Here is a 24423-nt window from a genome sequence, read left to right as displayed (position 1 = left end):
TATGGAAGTAATGCACGAGCGCAATGCTCACAACTTCCCACTCGACTTGGCTGCTGGCGAAACAACTCCAGTTGCTTTGGTTGCTCCTTCCATCAACGGTTAATTTTTAACCTTAGATTGACAAAAAGCGCTCCTAGAAATAGGGGCGCTTTTTGTTTGGGGAAAAATAATTTTGGGAACGATCAGACTCGGCGGTTGAAACCGCGTCTACACAAACAAAGTCTGCCTCCGCAGACTAAAGAATAGAATATTAGACTCGGCGGTTGAAACCGCGTCTGCATAAACAAAGTCTGCCTCCGCAGACTAAAGAATAGAATATTAGACTCGGCGGTTGAAACCGCGTCTACACAAACAAAGTCTGCCTCCGCAGACTAAAGAATAGAATATTAAGATAGACTCCAAGTTTTGGAAGTCGTATATTATGGAAGAGCGATCGTAAAAGGTAAGTCAAATGGTTGTCGCAATTTCTAAAGCAGGATTGGGTACAGGTGCGGCTTTCCTGTCAAACGTGACATGGGAGACTCTGGAAAAGTTGGATGCAGATTTGGCGGAAACAGGGGCGCGTTTAACTTATTTGGATGGGTGTTTAGAAATTATGGCTCCTTTATCTGATGCTCATGAAGAACCTAAAAATACTTTAGGTCAGGTTTTAGAAATGTATATGCGGACGAAAGACATTCGTTTCTATGGGCGCGGTAGTACAACTATCGGGATGAAGGAGTTGGGTGCACGGAAAGAACCAGATGAGTCTTATTGTTTGGGTACGCGCAAGTCGGTTCCAGATTTGGCGATCGAGGTGACAGTGACAAGTGGTGGAATTGATACGCTGGAAATCTATCGTCGGGTGGGTGTGCAGGAGGTTTGGTTCTGGGAGGATGGGGTAATTTCGGTTTATTGTTTGCGCTCTACGGGGTATGAGTTGGTTAGTAAGAGTGAACTTTTGCCGGAGTTGGATTTGCGATCGATCGAGTTTTATTCGCGGATGGCGGATCAATATGATGCGGTGAATGCTTTTGTGCGATCGATGATTTAACAAACCCGGCGGTTGAAACCGCGTCTACAAAAACAAAGTCTGCCTCCGCAGACTAAGAAATAAATGGGTGGAATGTTACTTGGATTGAATATATTCTTTAAATACAGGATTAATCTGAAATTGCGATCGCCCTCCTACTAACATTTTTTGCACTAAGCCACGCCGCGCTAAAGATTGTATGGCTTGCCACAATTGCGATCGGGATAATTCACTATCTGCTGGTGCGTGGGAAATATCTACCGCATCATCTTGACTTGCTAACCAGTAGAACGCCTTTTTTTCCGAGTCTGATAAACGCTCTAGGTGAGATTCTAAAAGGGGTTCTAAGTCACCTAAAAATAAATCTGTTCCATCCGCTAAAAACAGGGAAACGCTACCATCAAATAATTCCCAAATTGTTGCAGCGATGATATTTAGCCAGGAAGGATGTCCTTGATAAAAGGCGATCAAGTCTGACCATTTTTCCTCATCAGCTAATCCTTTTTCTCTGATAATTTCTGCGGCTTGTTCTCCTAAGCCTTTGAGGTGTAATGTTCGTGCGGGTCGGTTTAGTGCTTCTAAAGCAGTAATTTCTCTGGGTTTTTCCCAACTGAGGAGGATTAAACAACTCTGATGAGAGGATGTGGCAATTTGTTTGAAAAATTTGCCGTAATCTTCATAGCCTGTTAAATATTGACCTGCTAATTGACTGCTACTAAAAATATTTTGTACGTCATCAAGGATTACTAAACAGCGAGAGGATCGGAAATAATCGATGATTGTGGGTAATGGGGGTTGTGGCGATCGCCCAAAAAATTGCTTGAGTTCGGTTTGGAGGCTTAAAAGTGTGGGTGTGTTGGTGAGACTTAACCAAATAATATAATCAAATTCGGTTTGAATTTGTTCGATGAGTTTGAGGGCGATCGCGCTTTTGCCAATTCCACTTAAGCCGTAGACGGTAATCAGGCGGGTGTGGGCTTGTAATATCCATTGTTTGAGGGTGGAGAGTTCTGAGGTGCGATCGTAAAAGTAAGTTAATTCGGGTGCGTCTGTTAAATCGATGATTGGGGGTTGACTGTTGTTTTGGGGAGAGTTAGGGGGAATGGGCGATCGCTCTTTAGTATCTTCTGCATCTTGCCTTTTTTCACTACAAATATTGATATGACTATTAATGTAACCAACAATCTGTGAACCATTATTGTTGTAAATATTAGATAATGCTTTTCTTTCTAAAATAGAGCGAACATTCATCTTATTGATATCTTCTCCTAACACATCCGATATAGTCTGCCATAATTCCGAAGCTATATTTTTAACATGGGACTTACTGCGATGGCAGGTTCTCGCAATTTCTTCATATTTTAATCTTTGCCAAGCGCCTTCTAAGATAGCCGTTTGCACAGAGTCGAGGCGTTTTCCAGTTTTGGTAAATACAACGTCATCCGTCCAATGTAAGAGTTCCTCAGTAGTCATAGATTGAGTTAGGGTTGAAGTCTGGCTTAAGATTATCTTAATTTATCATACTTTTCCGTACCTTGACAACGTAATCATACCTGATCACCTAGAAAATCAAAAAACTCCTGACTTTATCGTACTTTTTAGAGTTGTAATATTTTTTTTTGCGTAATAAACTAAGCTGAATGAAGCAAGACTTACCATCCTTAATAAAAGTATTACTTGTCATATCATGTTTGAACTATCTAAAGTTTTTGATACTGGCTACTATTCCAAAATGAATCCTGATTTACAAGCGGCAGGGTTAGTAAATCCAGAACAATTATTGAACCAGTTCCGTCAGTTTGGTGTCAATGAAGGGCGGAGCTTTTCGCCTTATGTTGACTTGGATTTTTATGCCGCAGTGAATCCAGACTTAGCGGCTATCGGTTTGAAAAATCCCAAAGAGTTACTTGACCATTTAATTACTTATGGCATTAATGAAAAACGTCGCTTCTCTCCCAAGGTTGATTTAAACTTTTATGGTGCTGCTAATCCAGACTTAAAGACAGTCGGACTGACTACAGGGGAACAGTTGTTCGATCACTTAATTAATTATGGCGCAAAAGAAGGAAGACAACTTATTACCTCTGGTTCTTCACCATCTCAAGGTATTCCAACTAACACGGGATTATCTCCGTCACCCAACGTTCCTCAAATACCTGTTCCACCTGTTCCTTCTTTCATATTTGCGGATTTTGTTGCTAGCAGTAGTCTTTCAAGCAAACTATCTAGCAGTTCTTTAGAATATGATATTAATGGAATATTAAGCACAGGCTTACAAAGTGCGATCGCTCAACTAAAAAAGTTTGTTAATGAGCCTGCTTTTTCTGAAAAGATGACTATCGCTTTTGGAGAAAGAATTGATTTAGAGTCGGCGACATCTTTAATTCAAAACTTATCTAATGGTCAATTTTCACCTCAAATTGAGATTCTTTCACTTAAAGATATCAATGGCAATAATGGCGCTTTTGATGTTCTAACAAATACAATTTACATTTCTGAAGATTTCCTGCTGCAAAATGCCAATAATCCAGACGCGATCGCTAGTGTCCTTCTTGAAGAAATTGGTCATTCCATTGATTTTCGTGTCAATGCGATCGATGCTGTAGGTGATGAAGGAGAAATTTTTTCAGCTTTGGTTCGAGGTACTACTTTGAGTCAGAGAGATGTTGTAGCTTTAAAGTCTGAAAATGACCAAGTTACTATCAGTCCCAATGGACAGTCTATTTTAGTTGAAACATCAGCCTCAGCGTGGACAACTACTGTTTGGGACTGGAACTGGAATAAACTAGGCGACACTACTTTGTTTAAACGTAATGATGGATTAAATGGTGTGAATGTAGACTGGGGAACCGGATCTGTGGCGGGACGTTCGGACTATTTTATCGCTGGAATGTGGAATTACTCTTACTTTGATGCCAATACAACCTATAATTTTCGTGTCAAAGCAGATGATGGATTTTCTTTATTTGTGAGTTCGGATGGTAAAAACTGGAAGAATTTTATGAATCAATGGGAGTTTGCTTACAAAGAAAATAACAATTACCAGACTTTCAAGGACTATCCTTTTAGACCTACCACCAGTGGGTATCATTATGTTTTTGCTTATGTTTATGAACAAGAGCGTGATGCGTATTTTGATCTTTCTTGGGATAATGGATTGGATAATAATCGCAGCGATTTGAATTATGCAAACGGTGATACAACGCTTCAATATATGTACGAAGAGATGAGAAATAATGCTTCAAGTGATTATGTTAAGAACATAAAAAACTTTAAAGATCAATGGTCGAATCCTTATGCTCAAAACATAGCTTATGGTCTGTGGCGAGATAAAGTGTCTGATGGTCAAGAATGGGATCACAAGCCCAAATTAGAGTCTGATTTAAATTTGAAAGGTACAAATTATGGTTATCTTGTCTGGGGAAATAGCGATCGAGAGTTCTATTACGATATCTGGTCAAATATTCACTACGGTTACGTTGGAAAAGCGGCCGGCTATTCTGACTGGGAGTTACAAGTTTTTTCAAGTATAAATGATTTAGGTAAACGCAATGTAGACTTTAAGGATACCAACGCAATCAAGTTAGGCATTGAGTTATGGAATGAAACAGGCGGTAATCCAAATAATTTAACACCTGAAAAATTGCGACAAAAAGTGATTAGCAAGGCATCCGAACTTAACACAATTAATCTCTAAAAAAACGATAATAATTGCTCTTTATAGCTAATTTTTAGCTTGAAATAACAAGAGTAGAAGAAGGGCGATCGCCCTTCCCGTACCATCCCCAGTCCCAGAAGAAGCGCGATCCTTTTATTTAATATAATTGACAAAACCCTCTCAACTTTAGAGGTGCTCCCAATCACTAATATCAACTTTAGCCTGTCGCAAAATCTTAGCTAAAAAGTTGGGACTGATATCACCTTGATGAGGATTGGGGATGGTAATGCGAAGGTTATCTTTCAACATGAACTGATGCCTTTTTCCCGAATAGGGGCCGTCAAATCCCAGTTGTTTCAGGTAATAAATTAAGTCTCGACGTTTGATTGGTTTTAAAGGGGGCATCAGGCAACATCTTTGGTAATTGTAAGGTCGATATTATCGAGGACGGGTAAAGGAAGATTCAGGGTGAGACTAAGTAAAATCCAGTCTTCTAATACCTCTTGCAATTCTTCTCGACAAGCTTCGAGACTTACAGCATTTGCATAGACTCCCTCACAGATGGGAATTTCTCCGTAAAAAGTCCCATCATTAGGGAAAATTTCATACTTAGCTTGCTTCATGGCAGCTTGGATGTAGTTAGTTAACATATTAAAGCACTTTCCTTATTAGCAATACAACGAAAGAAAATCACGCCGTTTCCATTGAGATTACGATCGACTAAAAAATTCATGGCTGAGACTTAAGTTTGGTTTTGGCTGCTTGAAGTTTTGCTCGAATAGATTCTTCACCAGCTTTGGGTGGTCGAAAACTCTGCACAAAATTCAGCCAGCGATCGACTTTATTGCCAGTAATGTCTAAAATAGGGATAGAACGAGTCCTTGATATTGGCCGCCCAGCCTCCTCCTGAGAATATTCGATCGCACTACGCTCTGGTTTGCCTAAACCGTAAGTATTCGCAATATCTCCAGCCAACTGACAGGTGATTCTGAATGTCCCCATGCTAATTCTGCCATTTCCGGCCCTGTACTCCCAATCTCTAAAGCCAGCCCTAGGTATCTCCTGGCAATCAGCATAGGTCACCTCAAACATCTTAGCAATATGCACGTCATAGAGGCGCAACTGACCCCCACAGGCAGATTTTGTGGTGTCCGTCTCTGACACCGTAAGGGTATAGGTTCCTTCCCCGTGTTGCAGTCTCATCGGAACCTTTGTCTGGGCGATCGCCCCCGGTATCCGCTGAATGACGGTGACATATCCCCAACTCATAGTAATAGCGGTCAAGCTGGTGAGGAATAATTCTTTCGCGCCTCTCATTTATCTCTTAAAAGCTATAGCCTACTTGTAGCATATATTTAATTTTACTATAACTGTAATCTTTAATAAAAATTAAACCAGAAAGAATTGGTTTAAAGCCTGTCCCCGATCGGGAGAAATTAAAATCAGACTATTCATTACTCCAATCCTCGGACTTCCAGGTAGAGGTCGCTGTCCCAGGTCAACTGTCAACTGTCAACTGAATGAAGGTTATACCTAAATTTTATGTATTGAACCAACTGCCAAACTATAGGATCGTAACTATTGATGGGCAGATTTATTTCGTCAAAGGCGATCGGCTCGCTCAGCACTGAAATTGGACATCAAGAAATAATCAAACCAGGAGTGAGCCGTTGGTCAGACGCCGCTCCAAATATGCAATTTAAATGCAGAATTGTTTGCCAGCCAACGCTACTTGAATTTATCCTCAAACAAGCAACGCTGCTAACAGATTTTTTACCAGAAATAATTGGTTGAAAGCCTCTCACGAGTGAGGGAGAAATTAAAATCAGACTATTCATTACTCCAATCCTCGGACTTAAGGGTAGAAGTCGCTCTCAAACTGTCAACTGTCAACTGTCAACTGTCAACTGTTGAACACTTCCCCGCCTGAAGACACCTGGTGTTCGTGGTACTTTCTGTAACTTACGCTTTTAGGCTAAGTTAGAATGGCAAATTTCTACCAGTCTTCAAAACCATGCCATCAGCAGTACCAGTTAAGATCGTAATCACAACCCCAACCCCAACCAGCCCGGGTACCAGACCCGGAGGCTCTGCTACCGCTCGCAATGGCACCAGCGGCCCTGACTCCCTCAGCGGTACTGCCGGCGCTGACTTGATCTTCGGTTTGGGAGGCGCTGACAGCATTTTAGGTTTGGGGGGAGACGATAGCCTCTACGGCGGTGACGGCGACGACTCAATACAGGGCGACGCTGGTAATGATTTGCTGTTCGGCGGTGCAGCCCGCGACAGCGTTTTGGGCGGCGCGGGCGACGATACTTTCTACGGGGGGAAAGGTGCTGACTCGGTAAGCGGGGATGATGGCAATGATTTGCTGTTTGGCAACCAAGACAACGATACTTTGTTGGGCGGCGCGGGCAATGATACGTTTTTTGGCGGTGCCGGCGATGACTCGCTGTTTGGTGGCCTGGGCGATGATTGTTTGTCGGGCGATCGCGGCAGAGATACTTTAACTGGTGGCGCAGGGAATGATACTTTTTCGATCGGGCGATCGGCAGATGGCGATGTGATTACCGATTTTACTGTTGGTACGGATAAAATTCGCTTGAGAGCCGACCTCACTTTTGCCGAACTCACCATTTCTGCTGGGCCCGGAACCGTGCCGAGTACAATTGTTCAGTTTACAAGTACCAAGGAAACTCTGGCTACTGTATTGGGAGTTACTATCTCTCGGACGGACTTTATTTTTTAATTGGGAATGGGGATTGGTAATTGGTAATTGGTAATTGGTAATTGGTAATTGGGCTTGCAGGTTCTTTTGAGTTTTAAGTTTCAATATTTAACTTTTTAACTCAAAACCGGGAAGCGTTGCGACCAACAAAGTAATCTCAAAACTTTTCTTTTTCCTTCTTTCTTGTTCCTTGTTCCATTTTCCCTCGAATCGATTTTCATTAAATCCGTTACATCTGAGATCTTGCACCAATGTCGATAAGCCCTTGAGGAACAGGCAAGATGCCTGTTCCACCAGAAAAATCATCTTTTGTGGAACAGGCATCTTGCCTGTTCTTGAGAATGGTACAAGATGTGAGTTACATCCGTTATACAATCCCTTGCCGAACTTCCTTCTTCCTTCTTACTAATGACTATTGACGGTTTTCTCAATCTCAACAAACCTGCGGGCATGACATCTCACGACTGCGTGGGGCGAGTGCGCCGAATATTGACACTCAAACGAGTGGGGCACGGAGGAACTCTCGATCCGGCTGTGACTGGCGTTTTGCCGATCGCCCTGGGAAGAGCAACCAGACTGCTGCAATTCCTCCAACACCACAAAGCTTACCGAGGTACGATTCGGTTTGGCTTAACTACCGCTACGGACGATTTAGAAGGAGAAATCCTGAATTCTAAACCTGTCCCGGAGTTGAGTTTAGAACAAGTGCAAGCTGCACTGCCGAATTTTATCGGCAAAATAGAACAATTTCCGCCGAGTTTTAGTGCGGTTCAGGTGGGAGGAAAACGGCTTTATGAGTTAGCTAGAAAAGGCGAAACTGTGGAAGTTGCGGCTAGGAATGTTGAGGTGTTTCGGCTGGATATCTTGGATTGGCGGCCCGGCGATTTTCCAGAATTGGATTTGTCGATCGCCTGCGGGGCGGGTACTTACATTCGGGCGATCGCCCGGGACTTGGGCGCACTCTTGAATGCCGGCGGTACTTTGGCTGGTTTGACTCGCACCGAAAGCAGCGGTTTCTCGATCGACCAAAGTCTCACGTTTGAAGAATTAGAAGTGCAATTGCAGGAGAATACATTCAGCCCGATTTTGCCATCGGCGGTTTTGAGACACTTAGGTGCGATCGTCCTTTCTCCTGAATATACCAAACGCTGGTTTCAAGGACAGCGCCTCCCCATTCCCGAAACGCCCGTAGAAGCGGAGGACAGTAGCAAACATCCCTCTGAAAACTTAAGCTCCGAATCTCCCTATCACTTGCAAGTTTACGATCGAGATGGTAATTTTTTAGGTATCGGTCAAGTAGCAAACTCCGAAACAAGTACCATATTGTCTCCTCAAATTGTCTTTTAGCTATCCAAGAGGTAAAAATGAAAATAGGTATAATTGGCGCGGGAAATGTTGGCGGAACTCTCGGACGCATTTTAACAGCAAAAGGTCACTCCATTGTATTTGGGGTCAGAGATCCGCAGAGTGCAAAAGTGCAGTCTGCTGTGGAAGCTACAGGAGGAAATGCGCGAGCCGCTAGCGTTGGGGAAGCTGCAAGTCACGGTCAAGTTTCGATCTTAGCTACGCGTTGGAATGGCACGCAAGAGGCGATCGCACAAGCCGGAGATTTGACTGGCAAAATTATCATTGACGCAACTAACCCGATCGAGATGACACCCGCTGGACTTGCTGCTGGACTGACAATCGGATACACTACCTCCGCAGGCGAAGAAATTGCCAAATGGGCGATCGGAGCGCAAGTTGTGAAAGCGTTTAACAACATTGGCGCAAGCTGTGCGTGAAAACTTGCAGTTCGGTTCGCAAACAGCAACTGCTTTTATTTGCGGAGACAATGCAGATGCGAAGAAAATTGTCACCAATCTTGCGGAAGATATCGGATTTGAAGTTGTAGATGCAGGGACACTCAAACAAGCTAGATTGTTGGAACCTTTGGGGATGCTGTGGATTAACCTAGCTTTCAGCGGTATGGGACAAGATTTTGCGATTAATTTAATCAAGCGTTGAGGTCAAGATTGTGAAAGTATTGCTAATCGGATTAATTCGAGGCTACAAAATGGGGATTTCTCCTTATTTGCCTAACGCCTGTAGATTTCAGCCCACTTGTTCCCAATACGCGATCGAAGCCATAGAAAGATTTGGGGCGGCCCGCGGCGGAGCGATCGCAGTTAAGCGCATTTTGCGCTGTCATCCTTTTCATCCAGGGGGTTACGATCCCGTACCTCCCAAAGATAGTCATTAGTCATTAGTCATTAGTCATTAGTCATGTTTTGCTGTCCCCGCCGAGCGAACGTCCAACGTCCAACGTCATGTTTTGCCAGCGTCTCCCCCGAGCGAACGTCCAACGTCATTAGTTATTAGTCAACTGTCAACGCATCCTTATAGCTAAAACTCCCGAGGGGAATCATACCTTTTTGAGATTTGAGATTTAAGATTTCGGAATACCGGATCAATTAAGGATTTCGATCGCACTTATAGTTGCATTATTTTGGAGAAATTGTATGAATACCCGATCGGGTTAAACTCGCATCAGGTAGTGTGTTTTTTTGAACACAATTCAGTAATATTACTGTTTTTTTCCCAAACTCAGCAGCGATATAATAGGGAAAACAGGAGTACAGGGGATGCGAGTTGATATGTCTGCTACCGCAATCGGGTACAAAATGCTGTCTCATACTTTGGCAGTCCTCAGCCAGAAACAAGCAACGGGAAAACTGCTATTAGAGCAAGGTGAGCAACAGTGGCAACTATACTTTTTTCAGGGTAGTTTGGTTTATGCCACAGGAGGAGCGCACAGAGCGAGGCGCTGGTACAGGGCTATTGGACAACACTGTCCCAACTTTCAAGTGGATCTTAGAGATCTGGAGGCTCGGGAACTGTGGGAATATCAACTGATTCAGCAAGGGCTAGCGGCCAGCGAAATGAGTTTGCAACAAGCTAAGGCGATCGTCCACAGCAGCGTTTCCGAAGTATTCTTTGCTCTGATCGGTCAATCGGGTTTGCGTCGGGAGTGGCGTCCGTCGGAAAAATATTTTTCTAAAGTAATCTCTTCTTTGCTGCTGTCTGTAACGGAAGTAGAACAAATTATGTACTCTACAGAACTAATTTGGCAGAAGTGGAAAGGCATGGGTTTGTGGCTGGTAGAACCAGAACAAGCACCCCTTTTAAAAGCGTCTGCCCAGTTGCAGGAAAATCGATTTAGTTCTAACTCTTTGATAGCTTTGGCTAACGTATTTAACGGCGAGAATACTCTTTGGGATATTGCATTGAAGAAAAAGCAGTGCGTGACAGTCGCAACTCGCGCTTTAGTTAATTACATGAAGCAGGGTTTAGTAAATTTCCGCACAGTACCAGACTTACCGTCGCCTATAGAACAGTGGCGCCTTGCTGCGTCGATGGCTGGGCAGGTTCGCCCTTTGATTGCCTGTATCGATGACAGTCCGACAGTATGCGAATTTTTACAGCAAATTTTATTGCCGGCGGGGTATCGAGTTCTAAAAATTCAAGATCCGATGGATGGAGTGGGCATCATTGCCAAACAAAAGCCTGCTTTAATTTTTATGGACGTGGTAATGCCGAAGACAAACGGCTTTGCTTTGTGTAATTTTTTGCGACAAACACCGAGTTTTCGGGAAACTCCGATCGTGTTTTTGACTGGTAAAGACAGTATAATCGATCGCACGCGAGCCAAACTTACAGGTGCTTCCGATTTTTTGAGCAAGCCGCCCAATCCGGAACAGGTTTTGCAAATAGCTCAGAAGTATTTAAAGGTAAAAGGCGATCGCAACCCTTTAGGAATTCGCCCCCACGATTTACTGAATTCGCGCCAACTTACTTTGGCAAATTCTTGAACCAAATTTATGCTCAAAAAGCATCGCTTATCCGGTGCGTCAGTCTCTGGCGCACCTTAGACGTATTATAATAAAGACGCAACTAGATTTGATAAATAAATCTTTGAGGCGCGAGTGTATAATTTTTCTGGATTTCACAGCCAGGGATTTTAGTAAATCCGCCCAGCCTGTATAGATTCTAATGCTTCGGACTTGATATTCATGATGAGCGATCGAACTCCGCAGGTAAGCGTGGTGATTCCGGCTTACAACTGTGCTGCTTACGTCGGCCAAGCCGTAGATAGCGTGCTGCGCCAAACCTATACTGACTGGGAAATTATTGTAGTAGACGACGGTTCCCGAGACGACACCAAATTAGTTTTAGAGCAATATGGCGATCGCATTCGCTACATTTACCAACAAAATCAAGGAGTTTCCATTGCCCGAAATCGCGGCATCGAACTAGCGCAAGGAGAATTCATCGCCTTTCTCGATGCAGATGACTACTTTTTACCCGAGAAATTAGCAGCACAAATTGCTGTATTCAGAGCGCAACCAAATCTAGGAATAGTCCACAGCGGCTGGCGTCAAGTCAACAGCATAGGCGAACCTATCAAAGATGTCAAACCCTGGGAAAACGTCCCTAAATTAGACTTAGAAATGTGGCTGCGGTGGAAACCAGTATTGCCCAGCGCGATGATGTTTCGCCGCCATTGGTTAGAGCGAGCGGGCGGTTTCGATCCTCGATTTCCACCAGCCGAAGATACAGATTTAGCGCTGCGTTTAGCCTTAATGGGATGCGAAACAGAGTGGCTGCGACAAATAACAGTTTGCTACCGCCAGCACGAACAAAGTGCCATGTACAAAGGTTTACCGCAGGCTAAATCCTTGGCGGCGGTAATGGACAATTTTTTTGCGCGGCCCGAAGTGCCGGATAAAATACGTTTGTTGGAAAAGCAAATCAAGTACAGTACGTTGGTTTGGATTGCTTGGTATTTGCACCGCACCGGTCATCCTGTTGAGATGGCAGAATTTTTGCAGCGTTCTTGGAATTATACGCCTTATTTGCCAGTGGAAACAGTAATTAATTGGGCGGAGTGTTTTACGGAATTTTCGCAGGATACTGGCAATGAATTGGATGCAGATTTATTAACTCAATCTCCCGAATGGCAGCAGTTAATGCAGTGGACAATTCTCAGCAGCCATACTACAATAGGTTTGTAGTGAGGACTTTAGTCCTTCTTTCCGAGGACTAAAGTCCTCACTACGAACCTTTTTGTTACCAATTCCACCTCAGATTGGTAAATAAGGTTTTTTTAACGAACCGCGAAGACGCGAAGGACACGAAGAAAGAGAAGAGAAAAAGTGCTAAAGTTTTTTGGCAATATGAAATGCTGAAATATAGGAAGCTTTGATGATATTTTCGCAGTTTTTTGCTAACGCTTCCCGCAAACTTGCCAACAAAGAATTTTTCGTGCCATCGTCTAGCGCGATGTACTCTGAGTAAGTCTGCAAAAGATTCAGATAATCCTCAATGCTGTAGGTAATTTCACATACTAACTGTTCGTAAATTAAATCCTCGTACAGGCCTGAGTCGATGATATTTTGTCCGAGTTCTTTGATACTTTCTGCTTGATTGGCTCTTTCTTTGGCATGATATACTGCTAGAGACGGAGCTTGATTTTGATAAACTTCATCCAAAACTCGGTAAACTTCATCTTCTGGCAAAACTCCGGCATTCCAGAGCAAAATCAATGAACCTTTATCTTTTAATGCGGCGGCCGTTTTTTGATAGCGAATCTCCGGTGACACCCAATGAAAAGAAGTCGCCGCCAGTACAGCATTGAATTTATCAGCTTCTAATTCCCACTCTTCCAAAGTTTGATTTTTAATCTCTACAGATGGATAAGTTGCACAGTTTTGTTGTGCTAGCTGACAAGCTGGCTGACTGGGTTCGAGACAAAGCATTGCAAAACCTAATTCCGCAAACGGAACAGTGGCTATTCCGGGGCCACATCCGATTTCAAGAATGTTGGCATTTGAGGGGAGTTCGGCTAATTCAACAACGCGATTAATTAGTTGTTGAGGATAGCGCGGTCTAGTTTTGTGGTAGAAACCTGCGATTTGGCTGTACCAATTTTTTCGCTGTTCGTAACTGTAGGTGGCGATATATTCGCTATACCAATCTTGGGGTTTTTCTGATTTATTTGCCATTGTTAAATCTTTCTTTTCTCTTCTCCTCTCTTCCTTCGCGTCCTTTGCGTCTTCGCGGTTCGTTCAAACTACTTATATTAAAATGCGAGATTATCCTTCAGTTTCAGCTTCTGTAAAAATTGGCGGTCACAGTTCACAAATTGGCAATTCCCAACCAGGAAAAAGTTCTGATACCGTCAAAATATCTCCATTACCCAGAACAGTTGATTATTCTTTAGCAGAAAAGGAGTTGCCGCAGCTACAGCTTTGGGCTGCATTGGGATTGTGGAATCGGAAACCTCCGCCCATCAAGTCTTCTGAATAATCTAAGGTGAGCTCGTTGAGATATTTTAAGTGCTGGGGGTCGATCGCAACTTGAACTCCCTCGGACTCGCAGAGAGTGTCTTCTGGGACGGGTGCATCGTCAAATGCCATTGTATAAGACAAACCGGAACAGCCGCTCGATTCCACGCCCAGACGAAACAAAGCATTCGGGTTCGGATACTTTGACTTGAGGCGCTTTACTTCTGTCGCTGCTGTTTTGCTTAGATGAATCATTAATTTTATTTGGTTACTGGTTACTGGTTATTGGTTACTGGTTATTGGTTACTGGTTACTGATTGGTGCGAATAACAAATAACAAATAACAAATAACAAATAACCAGTTTATAGGTTATTTAGCCTTAGATTCTGTCCGCGCATAATCGTCTTGAAAGCGCACAATATCATCTTCTCCGAGATATTCACCATTCTGCACTTCAATTAAAACCAGGGGAATCACTCCCGGATTTTCCAGACGGTGAGAAATACACTGTGGAACATAGGTAGACTGATTTGTAAATAGAACTTCTTCGGTTTCGCCACAAGTAACTTTTGCAGTACCGGAAACTACGATCCAGTGTTCGCTGCGGTGGTGGTGCATTTGCAGGCTGAGGCGGTGTCCCGGCTTGACTTCGATCCGCTTAATTTTGTATCCCGGGCCTTCTTCAAGTGTTGTAAAAGAACCCCACGGGCGTGATTCTGTAGCGGAAATTCCGTTGGGTGCAGCAGATGCGAGCAGAGTTAATGTTTGAGAAAGTTCTTGAGTTTGAACCATGATTTTTTACTCCTTCGGGATTGCTTGTTGAAGCCTTTAGTAAACGATGTTGGTTTTTGAGGTGAGCTAATTAGTTGTTAAAATCGAACCTCACCTGCGCGGAAGGGTTAGCGAACTGTACATTTTACTGTGAAATCTGCTCTTCCCGATCGACCAGCCTTAACAACCATAGCAAAATCACTATATTAGTTGTCACCTGTGATGGGTGCGATCGGCCAAATCTACATCAAATCTTCATCTGGGAGTGCTGATTCTTTATTTAATGGGAACATTTTATAAGATTTATGGTTGTTTTGGATTTTTTTAACCGCAGAGGGCGCAGAGGGCGCAGAGGAAGAGCGGATGTAGCGATTTGATCCTATCACTGTTCAGCTCCCGATCGTGTCCAGCTTCATTCGGCGCGATCGCAGCTTGAATATCCTCTAGATGTGAGTCGCTATCACAATTACTCATCTCTCTTCTCTTCCTCTGCGCTCTCTGTGGCCTCTGCGGTTAAAAAAATCCAAATATCTAATTTATCAATTAATTACCAACAAACTGTTTTTTACTTATTTATGAACAGGCAAGATGCCTATTGCTGACAATGGCGTAACATCTCAGCTTTAACTATTTTTTCACCGTCACTCGATCGCACAAGCTTTGATTTTTTAGTGGATCTACCCAATGCAGTATATCCACATATAATACATGATACTAGGTCAGGGTAAGCGCACCTCAAACGCAGTTGCCATCTAGATTGTAGGACTGCTACTTTGAGAGAGTTCAGGAAGCGCTGCGACTAATACCTTCACCATATAGAACTCATTTGACATCTTTTCTTGACCGATAAGGCTTGCAAGTAAGCCGTTTGGTATAACTCAATAAACTGTTGACGATAGCTGCGTAACCAACTCTAGCAAAACAGCCAAAATTCATAGATCGCAAGGCTTGCAGTTATAGCAATAGATCTCAAATGAGTTCTATGAGGCTTTGTAGATCTTAAGACCTACAAGTAGGCAAAGCCAATTGATAGTTCTGGCGTTTATGTACCCTTAACTGTCGTTTTTTTTAGGGTGCATTTATTATGTTGATTAACTAAGTTTTTTCGTAATTGCTCACCCCCCCTACGGACAAAAATAAAATCTCTGAAACCCTTTGTAGGCAAGTATTGCAAAGTTTGAACACAATTATTTCATTTTTCAGTTTCGATCGCTAAAACCCTCATTCTGTCCTTGATTTTATTGAAGAAGAAGCTTTTTGCTTAAAATTCACAATCTGAAACTGTCTCGCTTGAGGCAGTTTCAGGGGAGGGAGGGTAGTTGACCAATTACAATTCATGTTACGATCGTCCAGATTTGCTATTAAACTTAGCAAAGCCTTTTAGCACTAGCGTTTGTAACCATTTGTGTCTGAAACCCAGAAGCCCTCTCGTTCCCTAGCAGGGATTGCCGGTATTGTCGCAGTCGCCACTCTGATTAGCAAAGTCTTCGGATTGGTGCGCCAAATTGCGATCGCAGCAGCCTTTGGAGTCGGTGTCGCCGTCGATGCCTACAACTACGCCTACGTCATCCCCGGTTTCCTATTTATTTTGCTCGGAGGCATTAACGGGCCGTTTCACAGCGCGATCGTCAGCGTTTTAGCCCGCCGCGACAAAAAAGAAGCTGCACCCTTAGTCGAGACAATCACCACATTAGTTGGCGGCATATTGCTGTTGGTAACAATCGCTTTAATTATTTTTGCAGATCAGGCGATCGATTTAGTAGCACCCGGGTTAAATAGAACAGCAGAAGGTTTAGAAATCAAAGCAATAGCCGTCCAACAATTTCGGATTATGGCGCCGATGGCATTGCTTTCAGGCTTAATCGGCATTGGTTTCGGCACACTCAACGCCGCCGATATGTACTGGCTTCCTTCGATCAGCCCTTTATTTTCCAGCGTTGCACTTGTCGGCGGTTTAGGAATTCTCGCGCTACAACTCGGAGAAAAAATTACTCAGCCACAATACGCACTAATCGGTGGCTTAGTATTAGCTTGGGGAACTTTAGCAGGAGCAGTTTTGCAGTGGTTAGTGCAACTGGCGGCGCAGTGGCGCGCGGGATTGGGAAAATTGCGTTTGCGGTTTAATTTTAAACGCCCCGGAGTGCAAGAAGTAGTTAAGGTGATGGTTCCTGCTACCTTATCCTCGGGAATGCTGCAAATTAACGTTTATACTGACTTGTTTTTCGCATCCTACATCCCTCAAGCTGCATCTGCCATGGGCTACAGCGGCTTGTTGGTAATGACTCCTTTAGGCATTATTTCTAATGTAATTTTAGTACCATTTTTGCCAATATTTTCTCGCCTTGCCGAACCCAAAGACTGGCCGGAATTAAAAGATAAAATTCGTCAAGCTTTAATTTTGACTGCGCTGACAATGATGCCCTTAAGCGCTTTAATGGTGACACTGGCTACACCCATCGTCCGCATTGTTTACGAACGCGGTGCTTTTAATCTGTCAGCCTCGCAGTTTGTCATACCGATATTGATGGCTTACGGTATTGGAATGTTTGTGTATTTGGGCCGCGACGTTTTGGTACGGGTATTTTATGCCTTGGGAGACGGGGAAACCCCTTTTCGTGTCAGTATTATCAATATCTTTTTAAATGGGCTGCTGGATTATTTGTTAGTAGGAGCTTTCGGCGCGCCCGGATTAGTTTTGGCGACGGTGGGAGTGAATCTAGTTTCGATGATTATGTTTTTGTACTTATTAGATAAAAAGCTGGGTGGCTTGCCTTGGGGGGAGTGGAGTTTGCCTTTTTTGGGGTTAGCTTGTGGTAGTTCTCTAACTGCTTTCGTGTCCTTGGCTACTCTGCAAGGCTGTCAAAGAGTTTTGGGTACTGAAGGTTTGGTAATTCAATTAGTGCAGTTGAGTGTGGCGAGTTTGGCAGGGTTGGGAGTTTTTGCCATTTTTGTGCATCAGATGAAGTTGCCGGAAGTTGAGATGTTTGTCGATCGCATTCGCGGCCGTTTTGGTAGATAATATAGTTTCTGTTGGCATCTGAATCATGTTTTAGGAGCGTCCCACTGCCCCAGAGAATAATCTAAAAAGTCTCGACAGACAGACAAGACTTCCTGATTGACGAGGTTGACTTGCTAGCAACCCAAAGCCTCGTGAATGTTGCCGTAGTCGTTAATGGTATACTCTATTTGCAGCATCAAGCGCGGTTTCTCAGTTGGCTGCGTTCCTCTGTGAAAGCAAAGGGGATTTTCTACAAACCCAAAACCAGCTTTGCCACAGACATTCACCACATTTTCAGCGCCGTAATATTCAACAATCTTTTCGTCATCGATGTCTGCACAGCGCGTACTTATAAGCTGGTGCATCAACTTTTTGCCTTTGTGAGTTCCAGAAACATAAGTGTGCGGCCCGCTGAACATATCGACATCGGTAAGGTAGAAAAAAAACTTAATGAACCGATAGTCGTCTAAATCGTAGTGAAATACTTGGGCTGCCTTGCGTTGCTGGATGTGGTTTTCTGCTGGAACTGGGAAACTCCACGATATTTCGCTGCCCATGTGTACTGGTTCGGCACCCAGAAATTTAGCTGCAATAGCCAGTATGCCGGGGTCTTTTTCCAGTTCTTTCAGGGTTGAAGACTGGTTTCCGTTACTCATATAGCTGCAAACGCGGGCATTTTTGGGTAAGTCCGCACCTACTTTTTCTGTTCCTTTGTAGTGGTAGGGACGGTTGGCATCTCTGTTAATGTAGCCAACTGTAGAACTGGCAAATTTCAAAAGTTCTTGAACTGTATCTTCGGGTAGCTGAAGATTTTGATAACAACTATCGGTTTCGATCGTAGCAGCGATCGCATCTACATCCAACTTTCCCAGAACTGAAGCATTTTCTTGACTGATAACATGAGATTTAGCTGGACGCTTCAATAACATCGTTGCCCAGTCGCGTACAATCTCGAAACGAGCAAATTTACGCATCAAAAATAGTCGAGGGTTTTGAATCAGACATTGATAGTTTTTGACGAAATAATTGGCAAGCTTGTACCCGAAGCTTTCCGATTTCTGAATCACGCTTGTTGTTGTGTTCATAGTTTGCGGTAGTTTTGTACAAAATTTGTTATTGTAGCTTGCACCTGTGATCTTTTTGTGATTGTAAGCTGTCTTTGTTTGCAAAAAAAAGAGATATAAAAGTTTTAGAGTTTGCCAATACTTTAGCAAACAAACTTTTAGGTCTCAAGACTTACGCATGAACCACAAAAAACATAGAGTTGAGATTGCGATGCACAGCAAAGAATGACAGATATGCGTTTTCTTGCGTAAGTCCTATATTTGTCACTTGCATTGTTCTAACCTGATTGTTTTACGTTGTCAAGTAAAACAGATTTTTTAATTATTGTTGCTCTCGATCGAGTCCATGCTTGAATTCGACTGTCTTGAATGTATTTACGGCTGGTTATTTCGCGATATCTGCTCTTGATACGATCTGAACTTATGTGTTGCTTTGTTTTAAGAAATGTTATCAGAGCGGTTTCAGTGTAGTGCCGTAAAGATATTCAGTGGAGACAAGTCAATGCCTTGTTTTTAAAGGATTTCAGGCGATCGCAAACCTCTATAATTGCGCGAGCAAATTCTGGCAAACCGCTATCTTAAAAAAATGTAAAAATATTGGGTGGCATTCCCGACAAGCCTCCCCATAGCATTTTTGATTGCAAAAATTACGCTGGATGTGACAATTAAATCTCTGGTGTCCGGGGCTATAAGGTGTATTTTTAAACTTCTCCTTCAAATTTAGATCCGCCTTGCATCCCCCTTAAAAAGAGGGACAAAAGAGGATCTTGCTTCACTCTTTTTTAGCTGTCAATTAAGTAAATGAGTATGAAAATATACAAGTATTCAAATAGCGATCGAGACGAAGTGAAGTGAAGTCAAGCAATTGCTCCCTGACACCCATACACATTCTGTTACACCGCACCGATTTATTGGCGCCTACTTACTTAGTCCCATTTTGTTTAATATTTACGATCGCGCCACCGCCCCACCATTCCCTAAATTCACCGCGATCAATAATCAGAAAAATATAAATAATTGTAAATAAGCGAACTCAATCACAGACAGTGCGATCGCACTTTGCTAATTTCCTAGTAATTAAAAGCCTAGGGTGCCATCAGCTACGAGATAGAAGTTGCAAAATGATAGTTTAATTTGCGGTAGCGGTAACAATCTATTTGTCTTAGAAGCCGATGGAGGATTTGATACGATCGCTGATTTTACCGTCAATCGAGATTCGATCGCACTAACCGATGGTTTGAGTGTTAGCCAGTTGGGAATAACTCAAAATACTCAGGGAACTCCGATCGAAAACCTCTTGACAGGGGAGCAGTTAGGTGTGATGGTTGGAGTAAGTGCGAATGCGATTACCCCTGCTAATTTCTGGTTGATTTAGGCAAATAATGAAAAGTGCGATCGCCCTTAAGTCAAATTAAGGGCGATCGCACTTAAATCCCAATCAATAATTGAGATCACATATCCCGTTGAAATTCCTCAAGAACATCCATCAATTGCACTTGACACTGCATCGGAATCAAATCTGCCAGCGGCACTTCCCGCTTACCGCCACCGAGCTTAACTGAAATACCTTGCAAAACTCGTGCAACTTTGTCATCATTTAAACTGCCATCTTCCAGCATCGGGTAAAGTTGTTGGGCAACAACGGTATGCAGGTGGGCATCACGGAGATATAAATGCCACTTGGCAATGTCAATGTAGACATTTTCGCCGATTTGGGCGGCTAAGGATTCGATCGCAACTGTAGTATTAGCCATATCTAAAAAAGCAAATTATTTGTGCTGGATTAAAACAGTTAACAAATCGCCGACAACTCCCTTCAACCAGAATCTTTGGTTAAAGGCGAATAATCGGCGATCGCAAAAATGAAAATCGCGTGGGCCAAAACTACTAGAGCCCATACACCCGTCACTGTAACTGCCCAAGGCCAATCAGCCTTTTGCAAATTTTGAACAAACCACAAACCTGAATTGGAAGCAGAAAAAAGACCGACGTGGATCGCAAAATTCATGCGATCGTCTAATTGACGGTACTCAGGGTCTTTGCGATCGGGTTTGCGGGGCCAACGAGGAGGCATAGTTTTTCACTTGATGTTAGTAGTTCTGTGCCTATTTTAAGCATAAGTGCTACTTTTTGAATTCTGCCTCCCCCCAAGGCCGGAACTTTATCCCTCTAAATTTTGATAGTCTCCCGATTTGCCGCCGCTTTTGCTTACCAGTCGAATCGATTCAATGGCGATCGACTTGGACAACCCCTTAGCCATATCGTACAGAGTCAGCGCTGCAATCGAAACCGCCGTCATCGCCTCCATTTCCACACCAGTTTCGCCCTTAATTTTCACCGTCGCCCGAATTTGATACCCCGGCAACCCAGCATCCGGTATCACCTGCACTTCCACGCTGCTAATGGGCAGAGGGTGACACAGAGGAATCAGATTCGCCGTCTGCTTAGCCGCCATAATTCCAGCCAGCCTTGCAGTGCCCAATACATCGCCTTTCGGCGCATTCCCCGCTTCGATCGCCGCAAACGTCTCCGGCAGCATCCGCACCCGCGCCGCAGCCACAGCTTGGCGCACAGTTGCCACTTTCGCCGAAACATCCACCATTTGGGCTTCCCCGCTGTTGTCGAGGTGAGTTAGCTGCGCGCGATCGGGCAATTTAGAAAAAGTTTCGGAAAGGTCTTGCATTATTTTAGTAAAGGTGTTACTGTTAGATTCTGTGAGAAAAGAACTTAATCAATTTTAGATTAAGTCTGAACTCGACAGGGGCTTGTAGCTTAGTTGGATAGAGTGCATGGCTACGAACCATGAGGTCGGGGGTTCGAATCCCTCCAAGCCCATTATCAAAAGCGACGCATCTTACAGTATTTTGTAGGGTGCGTTTGTTGTTTAAAGTTGCCAAGTGCGATCGACAACAGACAAGATTCCAAAAATAGCTAAGACGGGCTCTCCGGCCCATTCCACAAAACTTTTTTCTTGTGGGATGGGCCGGAGAGCCCGTCCCGAGACGAAGAGAGGAACGAAGCAATCGCAGAGTCTATTTTTCACATCGCTTTTACTATCTTGAGATCTTATCTAAACTGTATCGGACAATAAACAAGATTGCAAAAATAGCTAAGACGGGCTCTCCGGCCCATTCCACAAAACTTTTTTCTTGTGGGATGGGCCGGAGAGCCCGTCCCCATCCTGTCACCTATTCAAAGCATAAACATCTTTGCCGCGCCCGATCGCAAATTTAAGCGAATGAGACAAATTCTTGCTACACAAAGTAACAAAAATCAGCAAAGCCAAAGCAGCCAGAACAGCCGCCAAACCAAACATATTCCTGTAGCCAACTTGTTCAGCAACAAAACCCAAAGTCGGGCCAGCAAGCGCAATCCCCAAATCAAACCCACCAATACAAATCGAAAACAAACGACCTCTTTCTTGAGGTTCGCACCTATCCGACATCAGCGTCACCATCATTGGCATAACAGTACCGCCAGCCGTACCTTCAACCAAAGCCGCGATTAAAAAAGCACCGCTGCTGTTAGCAAAATACAACAATAACATAGACACGGCGTAACAGATTAAGCCGCCAGAAATAAACAAGCCGCGGCCGTATTTGTCCGAAGCCCGCCCCGTCACCAACCGCAAACTGAAACTGGCGATAGCCGCCGTAGAATAAAATAATCCCGGATTCAAATTAACCTTAGTTTCTTGGATAAACAAAGGCATAAAAGTGCTCAAAGTTCCGAATACCAAACCAACCAGCAATAACACCAAAGCCGGAATCCGCACCCGGGGATTCCACAGCATTTGCCAGTATTTTTGGCTGTTTTTGTCCTCAGATAGCGAGTCAGACTTTGTTAACTCAGCGAAATTCGGTTCCACAACTTTGGTGGTAATAAATAAAGCTGTGGTGGCGAAAGCCGCCGACATCGCAAACAAAGCAGGATAACCAACCCCAGCTTGGACAAATCCGCCCATCGCCGGGCCAAATGCCAAACCGATAGGGGCGGCCAAACTCATATAACCAATTAATTCGCCCCGCTTTCCGGGCGGCGACAAATCTGTCACCAAAGCGCTGTAAGCTGTAGTAAAAGCGGCGATGCTAATGCCGTGAAAAGCCCGGAGAAACAACAGTAATGGGACAGATTGAGCTAACAGGTAGCCGATAGGGGCAAGTGCAGCGACAGACACGCCTAGCAGCAAAACTTGTTTGCGCCCCCGGCTGTCGGCTATTTTACCCAACTGCGGCCTCGATAGCAAAAGCCCGATCGCAAATGCACCCATCACAAAACCAATTTGCTGCTTGCTACCGCCCACAGATTGAACGTACAGCGGCAAAGTTGGCAGCAGCGAAGCCAAACTACACCAGAATAGCAAGCCTGCGGTGAATAAAGTTACCAAGCTGCGTTTGGGTTGGGGTTCGATGTCCCTAAAAATATTCAAGATGCGAATTCCCTGTAAATTTTCTGATTACCAATTAGCAATTGCCAATTCCCATTACCAATTACCAATTACCAATTACCAATTACCAATTACCAATTACCAATTACCAATTCAGTAACTTGAGAATTGCCACATTTGTTTCTGTAAACTGTCAACCCTTCGACAAACTCAGCGCAAGCTGTCAACTATCAACTGCAAACTGTCAACTGTCAACTGTCAACTGTCAACTGTCTGTTTTACCAATCAACCTCGGCCCTTTCCTCCACCACGCGCTGATAAACCCATTCGGTTTCCATTGCCAACTTCGGCCAACTAAATCGACGTTCCAAATCCTCATAAGCATTGTCAACCAACCATCGCCCATAACCAGGATTTCTCAGTACCTCCAAAATCCCCCAGGCCAAAGAATCGCGATTGTTAGCCTCAGTAACAACACCAGTTTTTGTATGCTGCACCACCTCCGGTAAGCCACCCGCATTCGACACCACCACAGGTACTCTTGCAGCAAAGCTTTCTAATGCTACAATCCCAAAAGGTTCGTAAAGACTGGGGAAAACCGCGCAGTCAGCCACCGTCTGGAATTTGTCGAGATGTTCCTCAAACATGAAACCCGTAAAATAACACTTATTCCAAATTCCTAAATTCCAAGCCATAACTTTGAGATGGTCTGTATTGCCACCACCAACAATAACAATTTTTGCGTTACCCCCCATTTCCCTAATTACTTGAGGTGCTGCATTGAGAAATACAGCAATGCCTTTTTCGTAGCTAATTCTGCCTACATAATAAACTATTTTTTCGTCGTCTGCTGCAAACTTGCGGCGGAAATCCATCGCGTCAAATTCGTCCCTGCGCGGCTTTTTTTCCGATCTAATTCCGTTGTAAATTACCTCTATTTTGTTCCACGGAGTCGATAGTACAAGTTCGGCTTCCCGCCGCATATAGTCGCTGCAAACAATGACGCGCCAAGCGTTATAAGCGAGGTCGTTTTCCTTGGCGTTAATGTAGCGCTGCCCGTCATTGTGGAGGCCGCTGAAGCGCCCGTATTCGGTGGCGTGGATGGTGGCAATTAGCGGTACTTTAAAGGTATGCTTGAGGGCGATCGCCGCATCTCCCACCAGCCAATCGTGAGCGTGGATCAAATCAAAGGGGCCTTCTTCTAGCATTAGTTTGCCGCCTTGGTGCCCCATGCTTTGGTTGAGGTTCGCCACCCAGTGAAAAAAGTCCTTGGCGTGCCCGACTACTACACGATGCACCTCTATTCCTTCAACCACTTCGTACATCGGCGCGTGACCGAACTCTACTGTAATTAAGTGAATCGAGTGCCCTAGCTTCACCAATTCTGGATACAGTTCCGATACGTGGCGGGCGATACCGCCGACTATTCTGGGAGGAAACTCCCATGCCAATACCAAAATTTTCATCTTTCTCCCCTC

At 44.0% G+C, this 24423-nt stretch carries 28 protein-coding genes and 1 tRNA gene; 14 read left to right on the top strand and 15 right to left on the bottom strand.

Annotated elements, in window-relative coordinates; genetic code table 11:
• Both JGK36_RS05735 and JGK36_RS05730 read left to right on the top strand, forming a co-directional pair.
• On the top strand, positions 1-103 hold a 103-nt coding region (locus JGK36_RS05735), incomplete at its 5' end, for a photosystem II protein D1 (protein ID WP_293196450.1).
• 348 nt (positions 104-451) lie between these two features.
• Positions 452-1033 (top strand): Uma2 family endonuclease, encoded by a 582-nt coding sequence (locus JGK36_RS05730; RefSeq protein WP_293196437.1) that lies wholly within the window; start codon positions 452-454, stop codon positions 1031-1033.
• A 75-nt stretch (positions 1034-1108) separates the two neighbouring features.
• Here the strand turns inward: JGK36_RS05730 and JGK36_RS05725 are convergent, their stop codons facing one another.
• On the bottom strand, positions 1109-2485 hold the full coding sequence (locus JGK36_RS05725) for an NB-ARC domain-containing protein (RefSeq protein WP_293196435.1): 1377 nt from the start codon (positions 2483-2485) through the stop codon (positions 1109-1111).
• A gap of 214 nt (positions 2486-2699) precedes the next feature.
• Between JGK36_RS05725 and JGK36_RS05720 the strand changes: the two genes are divergently transcribed.
• Positions 2700-4709: a polymorphic toxin type 44 domain-containing protein gene (locus JGK36_RS05720; RefSeq protein WP_293196433.1), complete on the top strand. Its 2010-nt coding sequence runs from the start codon at positions 2700-2702 to the stop codon at positions 4707-4709.
• 147 nt (positions 4710-4856) lie between these two features.
• Here the strand turns inward: JGK36_RS05720 and JGK36_RS05715 are convergent, their stop codons facing one another.
• The 3 genes from JGK36_RS05715 to JGK36_RS05705 form a co-directional block, all read right to left on the bottom strand.
• The gene (locus JGK36_RS05715) at positions 4857-5075 is read right to left on the bottom strand and encodes a type II toxin-antitoxin system HicA family toxin (protein WP_293196431.1); all 219 of its coding nucleotides are present in this window, start codon (positions 5073-5075) and stop codon (positions 4857-4859) included.
• Complete coding sequence (locus JGK36_RS05710; RefSeq protein WP_293196429.1) at positions 5075-5320, bottom strand: type II toxin-antitoxin system HicB family antitoxin; 246 nt, start codon at positions 5318-5320, stop codon at positions 5075-5077. Before JGK36_RS05710 ends, JGK36_RS05715 begins: the two co-directional genes overlap by 1 nt.
• A gap of 79 nt (positions 5321-5399) precedes the next feature.
• Positions 5400-5987, bottom strand: coding sequence for a hypothetical protein (locus tag JGK36_RS05705; protein ID WP_293200840.1), 588 nt, complete (start codon positions 5985-5987; stop codon positions 5400-5402).
• A gap of 267 nt (positions 5988-6254) precedes the next feature.
• On the opposite strand from JGK36_RS05705, the gene JGK36_RS05700 reads away from it, so the two are divergent.
• Together JGK36_RS05700 and JGK36_RS05695 are read left to right on the top strand one after the other, a co-directional pair.
• On the top strand, positions 6255-6464 hold the full coding sequence (locus JGK36_RS05700) for a hypothetical protein (protein ID WP_293180773.1): 210 nt from the start codon (positions 6255-6257) through the stop codon (positions 6462-6464).
• 220 nt (positions 6465-6684) lie between these two features.
• Positions 6685-7419, top strand: coding sequence for a calcium-binding protein (locus JGK36_RS05695; protein WP_293180770.1), 735 nt, complete (start codon positions 6685-6687; stop codon positions 7417-7419).
• A gap of 87 nt (positions 7420-7506) precedes the next feature.
• Here JGK36_RS05695 and JGK36_RS05690 read toward each other — a convergent pair whose 3' ends face one another.
• Positions 7507-7722 carry a hypothetical protein gene (locus JGK36_RS05690; RefSeq protein WP_293190162.1) on the bottom strand — a complete coding sequence of 72 codons (216 nt, stop codon included), beginning with the start codon at positions 7720-7722 and terminating at the stop codon, positions 7507-7509.
• Between the two features lie 84 nt (positions 7723-7806).
• On the opposite strand from JGK36_RS05690, the gene truB reads away from it, so the two are divergent.
• The 6 genes from truB (at position 7807) to JGK36_RS05660 (ending at position 12452) form a co-directional block, all read left to right on the top strand.
• The gene (gene truB, locus JGK36_RS05685) at positions 7807-8745 is read left to right on the top strand and encodes a tRNA pseudouridine(55) synthase TruB (RefSeq protein WP_293196425.1); all 939 of its coding nucleotides are present in this window, start codon (positions 7807-7809) and stop codon (positions 8743-8745) included.
• 17 nt (positions 8746-8762) lie between these two features.
• On the top strand, positions 8763-9182 hold the full coding sequence (locus tag JGK36_RS05680) for an NAD(P)-binding domain-containing protein (protein WP_293180761.1): 420 nt from the start codon (positions 8763-8765) through the stop codon (positions 9180-9182).
• Complete coding sequence (locus JGK36_RS05675) at positions 9175-9405, top strand: hypothetical protein (protein WP_293180758.1); 231 nt, start codon at positions 9175-9177, stop codon at positions 9403-9405. The genes JGK36_RS05680 and JGK36_RS05675 overlap by 8 nt, the downstream gene beginning before the upstream one ends.
• Before the next feature lie 10 nt (positions 9406-9415).
• Positions 9416-9640, top strand: coding sequence for a membrane protein insertion efficiency factor YidD (gene yidD, locus JGK36_RS05670; protein WP_293180755.1), 225 nt, complete (start codon positions 9416-9418; stop codon positions 9638-9640).
• A gap of 394 nt (positions 9641-10034) precedes the next feature.
• Positions 10035-11249, top strand: coding sequence for a response regulator (locus tag JGK36_RS05665; RefSeq protein ID WP_293196423.1), 1215 nt, complete (start codon positions 10035-10037; stop codon positions 11247-11249).
• A gap of 204 nt (positions 11250-11453) precedes the next feature.
• On the top strand, positions 11454-12452 hold the full coding sequence (locus tag JGK36_RS05660) for a glycosyltransferase (protein WP_293196448.1): 999 nt from the start codon (positions 11454-11456) through the stop codon (positions 12450-12452).
• Between the two features lie 144 nt (positions 12453-12596).
• Here JGK36_RS05660 and JGK36_RS05655 read toward each other — a convergent pair whose 3' ends face one another.
• From JGK36_RS05655 to JGK36_RS05640, 4 genes are all read right to left on the bottom strand, one after another.
• Positions 12597-13442: a class I SAM-dependent methyltransferase gene (locus JGK36_RS05655; protein WP_293180749.1), complete on the bottom strand. Its 846-nt coding sequence runs from the start codon at positions 13440-13442 to the stop codon at positions 12597-12599.
• 207 nt (positions 13443-13649) lie between these two features.
• Positions 13650-13979 carry an iron-sulfur cluster assembly accessory protein gene (locus tag JGK36_RS05650; RefSeq protein WP_293180746.1) on the bottom strand — a complete coding sequence of 110 codons (330 nt, stop codon included), beginning with the start codon at positions 13977-13979 and terminating at the stop codon, positions 13650-13652.
• A gap of 115 nt (positions 13980-14094) precedes the next feature.
• The gene (locus JGK36_RS05645; RefSeq protein WP_293180743.1) at positions 14095-14517 is read right to left on the bottom strand and encodes a phosphomannose isomerase type II C-terminal cupin domain; all 423 of its coding nucleotides are present in this window, start codon (positions 14515-14517) and stop codon (positions 14095-14097) included.
• Between the two features lie 303 nt (positions 14518-14820).
• Positions 14821-14970 (bottom strand): hypothetical protein, encoded by a 150-nt coding sequence (locus JGK36_RS05640; RefSeq protein ID WP_293180740.1) that lies wholly within the window; start codon positions 14968-14970, stop codon positions 14821-14823.
• A gap of 931 nt (positions 14971-15901) precedes the next feature.
• Here JGK36_RS05640 and murJ point away from each other — a divergent pair.
• Positions 15902-17515, top strand: coding sequence for a murein biosynthesis integral membrane protein MurJ (gene murJ / locus JGK36_RS05635; RefSeq protein ID WP_293180737.1), 1614 nt, complete (start codon positions 15902-15904; stop codon positions 17513-17515).
• Between the two features lie 113 nt (positions 17516-17628).
• On the opposite strand, the gene JGK36_RS05630 is transcribed toward murJ, so the two are convergent.
• Complete coding sequence (locus JGK36_RS05630; RefSeq protein ID WP_293180734.1) at positions 17629-18579, bottom strand: phytanoyl-CoA dioxygenase family protein; 951 nt, start codon at positions 18577-18579, stop codon at positions 17629-17631.
• Positions 18580-19672: 1093 nt separating this feature from the next.
• On the opposite strand from JGK36_RS05630, the gene JGK36_RS05625 reads away from it, so the two are divergent.
• A complete protein-coding gene (locus JGK36_RS05625; protein ID WP_293180731.1) occupies positions 19673-19933 on the top strand; it encodes a hypothetical protein in 261 nt (86 codons plus the stop codon).
• A gap of 76 nt (positions 19934-20009) precedes the next feature.
• Here JGK36_RS05625 and JGK36_RS05620 read toward each other — a convergent pair whose 3' ends face one another.
• The 3 genes from JGK36_RS05620 to moaC form a co-directional block, all read right to left on the bottom strand.
• Positions 20010-20312 carry a DUF3181 family protein gene (locus JGK36_RS05620; RefSeq protein ID WP_293180728.1) on the bottom strand — a complete coding sequence of 101 codons (303 nt, stop codon included), beginning with the start codon at positions 20310-20312 and terminating at the stop codon, positions 20010-20012.
• 62 nt (positions 20313-20374) lie between these two features.
• Entirely contained in the window at positions 20375-20632 is a 258-nt protein-coding gene (locus JGK36_RS05615) for a 2TM domain-containing protein (protein ID WP_293157023.1), read from the bottom strand.
• Positions 20633-20719: 87 nt separating this feature from the next.
• Positions 20720-21241, bottom strand: a complete 522-nt coding sequence (gene moaC / locus JGK36_RS05610) for a cyclic pyranopterin monophosphate synthase MoaC (protein WP_293180725.1) — start codon at positions 21239-21241, stop codon at positions 20720-20722.
• 78 nt (positions 21242-21319) lie between these two features.
• Between moaC and JGK36_RS05605 the strand changes: the two genes are divergently transcribed.
• A tRNA-Arg gene (locus JGK36_RS05605) sits at positions 21320-21393 on the top strand.
• A 349-nt stretch (positions 21394-21742) separates the two neighbouring features.
• Here JGK36_RS05605 and JGK36_RS05600 read toward each other — a convergent pair.
• Positions 21743-22987, bottom strand: a complete 1245-nt coding sequence (locus JGK36_RS05600) for an MFS transporter (RefSeq protein WP_293180722.1) — start codon at positions 22985-22987, stop codon at positions 21743-21745.
• Positions 22988-23223: 236 nt separating this feature from the next.
• Positions 23224-24411, bottom strand: coding sequence for a glycosyltransferase family 4 protein (locus tag JGK36_RS05595; RefSeq protein WP_293180719.1), 1188 nt, complete (start codon positions 24409-24411; stop codon positions 23224-23226).
• Between the last annotated feature and the right edge of the window lie 12 nt (positions 24412-24423).

Source organism: Microcoleus sp. PH2017_35_SFW_U_B (assembly GCF_020737865.1).
In the GTDB taxonomy this organism is placed as follows: Bacteria; Cyanobacteriota; Cyanobacteriia; order Cyanobacteriales; family Microcoleaceae; genus Microcoleus.
Note: the sequence above shows the minus strand (reverse complement) of the source record. Positions and strands in the feature narration are given on the sequence as shown.

What these genes read in the sequence shown, in the direction of transcription:
- JGK36_RS05730 (WP_293196437.1), top strand. Translation starts at nt 452, where the DNA reads ATGGTTGTCGCAATTTCTAAAGCAGGATTGGGTACAGGTGCGGCTTTC.
- JGK36_RS05725 (WP_293196435.1), bottom strand. Translation starts at nt 2,485, where the DNA reads ATGACTACTGAGGAACTCTTACATTGGACGGATGACGTTGTATTTACC.
- JGK36_RS05720 (WP_293196433.1), top strand. Translation starts at nt 2,700, where the DNA reads ATGTTTGAACTATCTAAAGTTTTTGATACTGGCTACTATTCCAAAATG.
- JGK36_RS05715 (WP_293196431.1), bottom strand. Translation starts at nt 5,075, where the DNA reads ATGCCCCCTTTAAAACCAATCAAACGTCGAGACTTAATTTATTACCTG.
- JGK36_RS05710 (WP_293196429.1), bottom strand. Translation starts at nt 5,320, where the DNA reads ATGTTAACTAACTACATCCAAGCTGCCATGAAGCAAGCTAAGTATGAA.
- JGK36_RS05705 (WP_293200840.1), bottom strand. Translation starts at nt 5,987, where the DNA reads ATGAGAGGCGCGAAAGAATTATTCCTCACCAGCTTGACCGCTATTACT.
- JGK36_RS05700 (WP_293180773.1), top strand. Translation starts at nt 6,255, where the DNA reads ATGGGCAGATTTATTTCGTCAAAGGCGATCGGCTCGCTCAGCACTGAA.
- JGK36_RS05695 (WP_293180770.1), top strand. Translation starts at nt 6,685, where the DNA reads ATGCCATCAGCAGTACCAGTTAAGATCGTAATCACAACCCCAACCCCA.
- JGK36_RS05690 (WP_293190162.1), bottom strand. Translation starts at nt 7,722, where the DNA reads ATGCCTGTTCCACAAAAGATGATTTTTCTGGTGGAACAGGCATCTTGC.
- truB (WP_293196425.1), top strand. Translation starts at nt 7,807, where the DNA reads ATGACTATTGACGGTTTTCTCAATCTCAACAAACCTGCGGGCATGACA.
- JGK36_RS05680 (WP_293180761.1), top strand. Translation starts at nt 8,763, where the DNA reads ATGAAAATAGGTATAATTGGCGCGGGAAATGTTGGCGGAACTCTCGGA.
- JGK36_RS05665 (WP_293196423.1), top strand. Translation starts at nt 10,035, where the DNA reads ATGTCTGCTACCGCAATCGGGTACAAAATGCTGTCTCATACTTTGGCA.
- JGK36_RS05660 (WP_293196448.1), top strand. Translation starts at nt 11,454, where the DNA reads ATGAGCGATCGAACTCCGCAGGTAAGCGTGGTGATTCCGGCTTACAAC.
- JGK36_RS05655 (WP_293180749.1), bottom strand. Translation starts at nt 13,442, where the DNA reads ATGGCAAATAAATCAGAAAAACCCCAAGATTGGTATAGCGAATATATC.
- JGK36_RS05650 (WP_293180746.1), bottom strand. Translation starts at nt 13,979, where the DNA reads ATGATTCATCTAAGCAAAACAGCAGCGACAGAAGTAAAGCGCCTCAAG.
- JGK36_RS05645 (WP_293180743.1), bottom strand. Translation starts at nt 14,517, where the DNA reads ATGGTTCAAACTCAAGAACTTTCTCAAACATTAACTCTGCTCGCATCT.
- JGK36_RS05640 (WP_293180740.1), bottom strand. Translation starts at nt 14,970, where the DNA reads ATGAGTAATTGTGATAGCGACTCACATCTAGAGGATATTCAAGCTGCG.
- JGK36_RS05630 (WP_293180734.1), bottom strand. Translation starts at nt 18,579, where the DNA reads ATGAACACAACAACAAGCGTGATTCAGAAATCGGAAAGCTTCGGGTAC.
- JGK36_RS05620 (WP_293180728.1), bottom strand. Translation starts at nt 20,312, where the DNA reads ATGGCTAATACTACAGTTGCGATCGAATCCTTAGCCGCCCAAATCGGC.
- JGK36_RS05615 (WP_293157023.1), bottom strand. Translation starts at nt 20,632, where the DNA reads ATGCCTCCTCGTTGGCCCCGCAAACCCGATCGCAAAGACCCTGAGTAC.
- moaC (WP_293180725.1), bottom strand. Translation starts at nt 21,241, where the DNA reads ATGCAAGACCTTTCCGAAACTTTTTCTAAATTGCCCGATCGCGCGCAG.
- JGK36_RS05595 (WP_293180719.1), bottom strand. Translation starts at nt 24,411, where the DNA reads ATGAAAATTTTGGTATTGGCATGGGAGTTTCCTCCCAGAATAGTCGGC.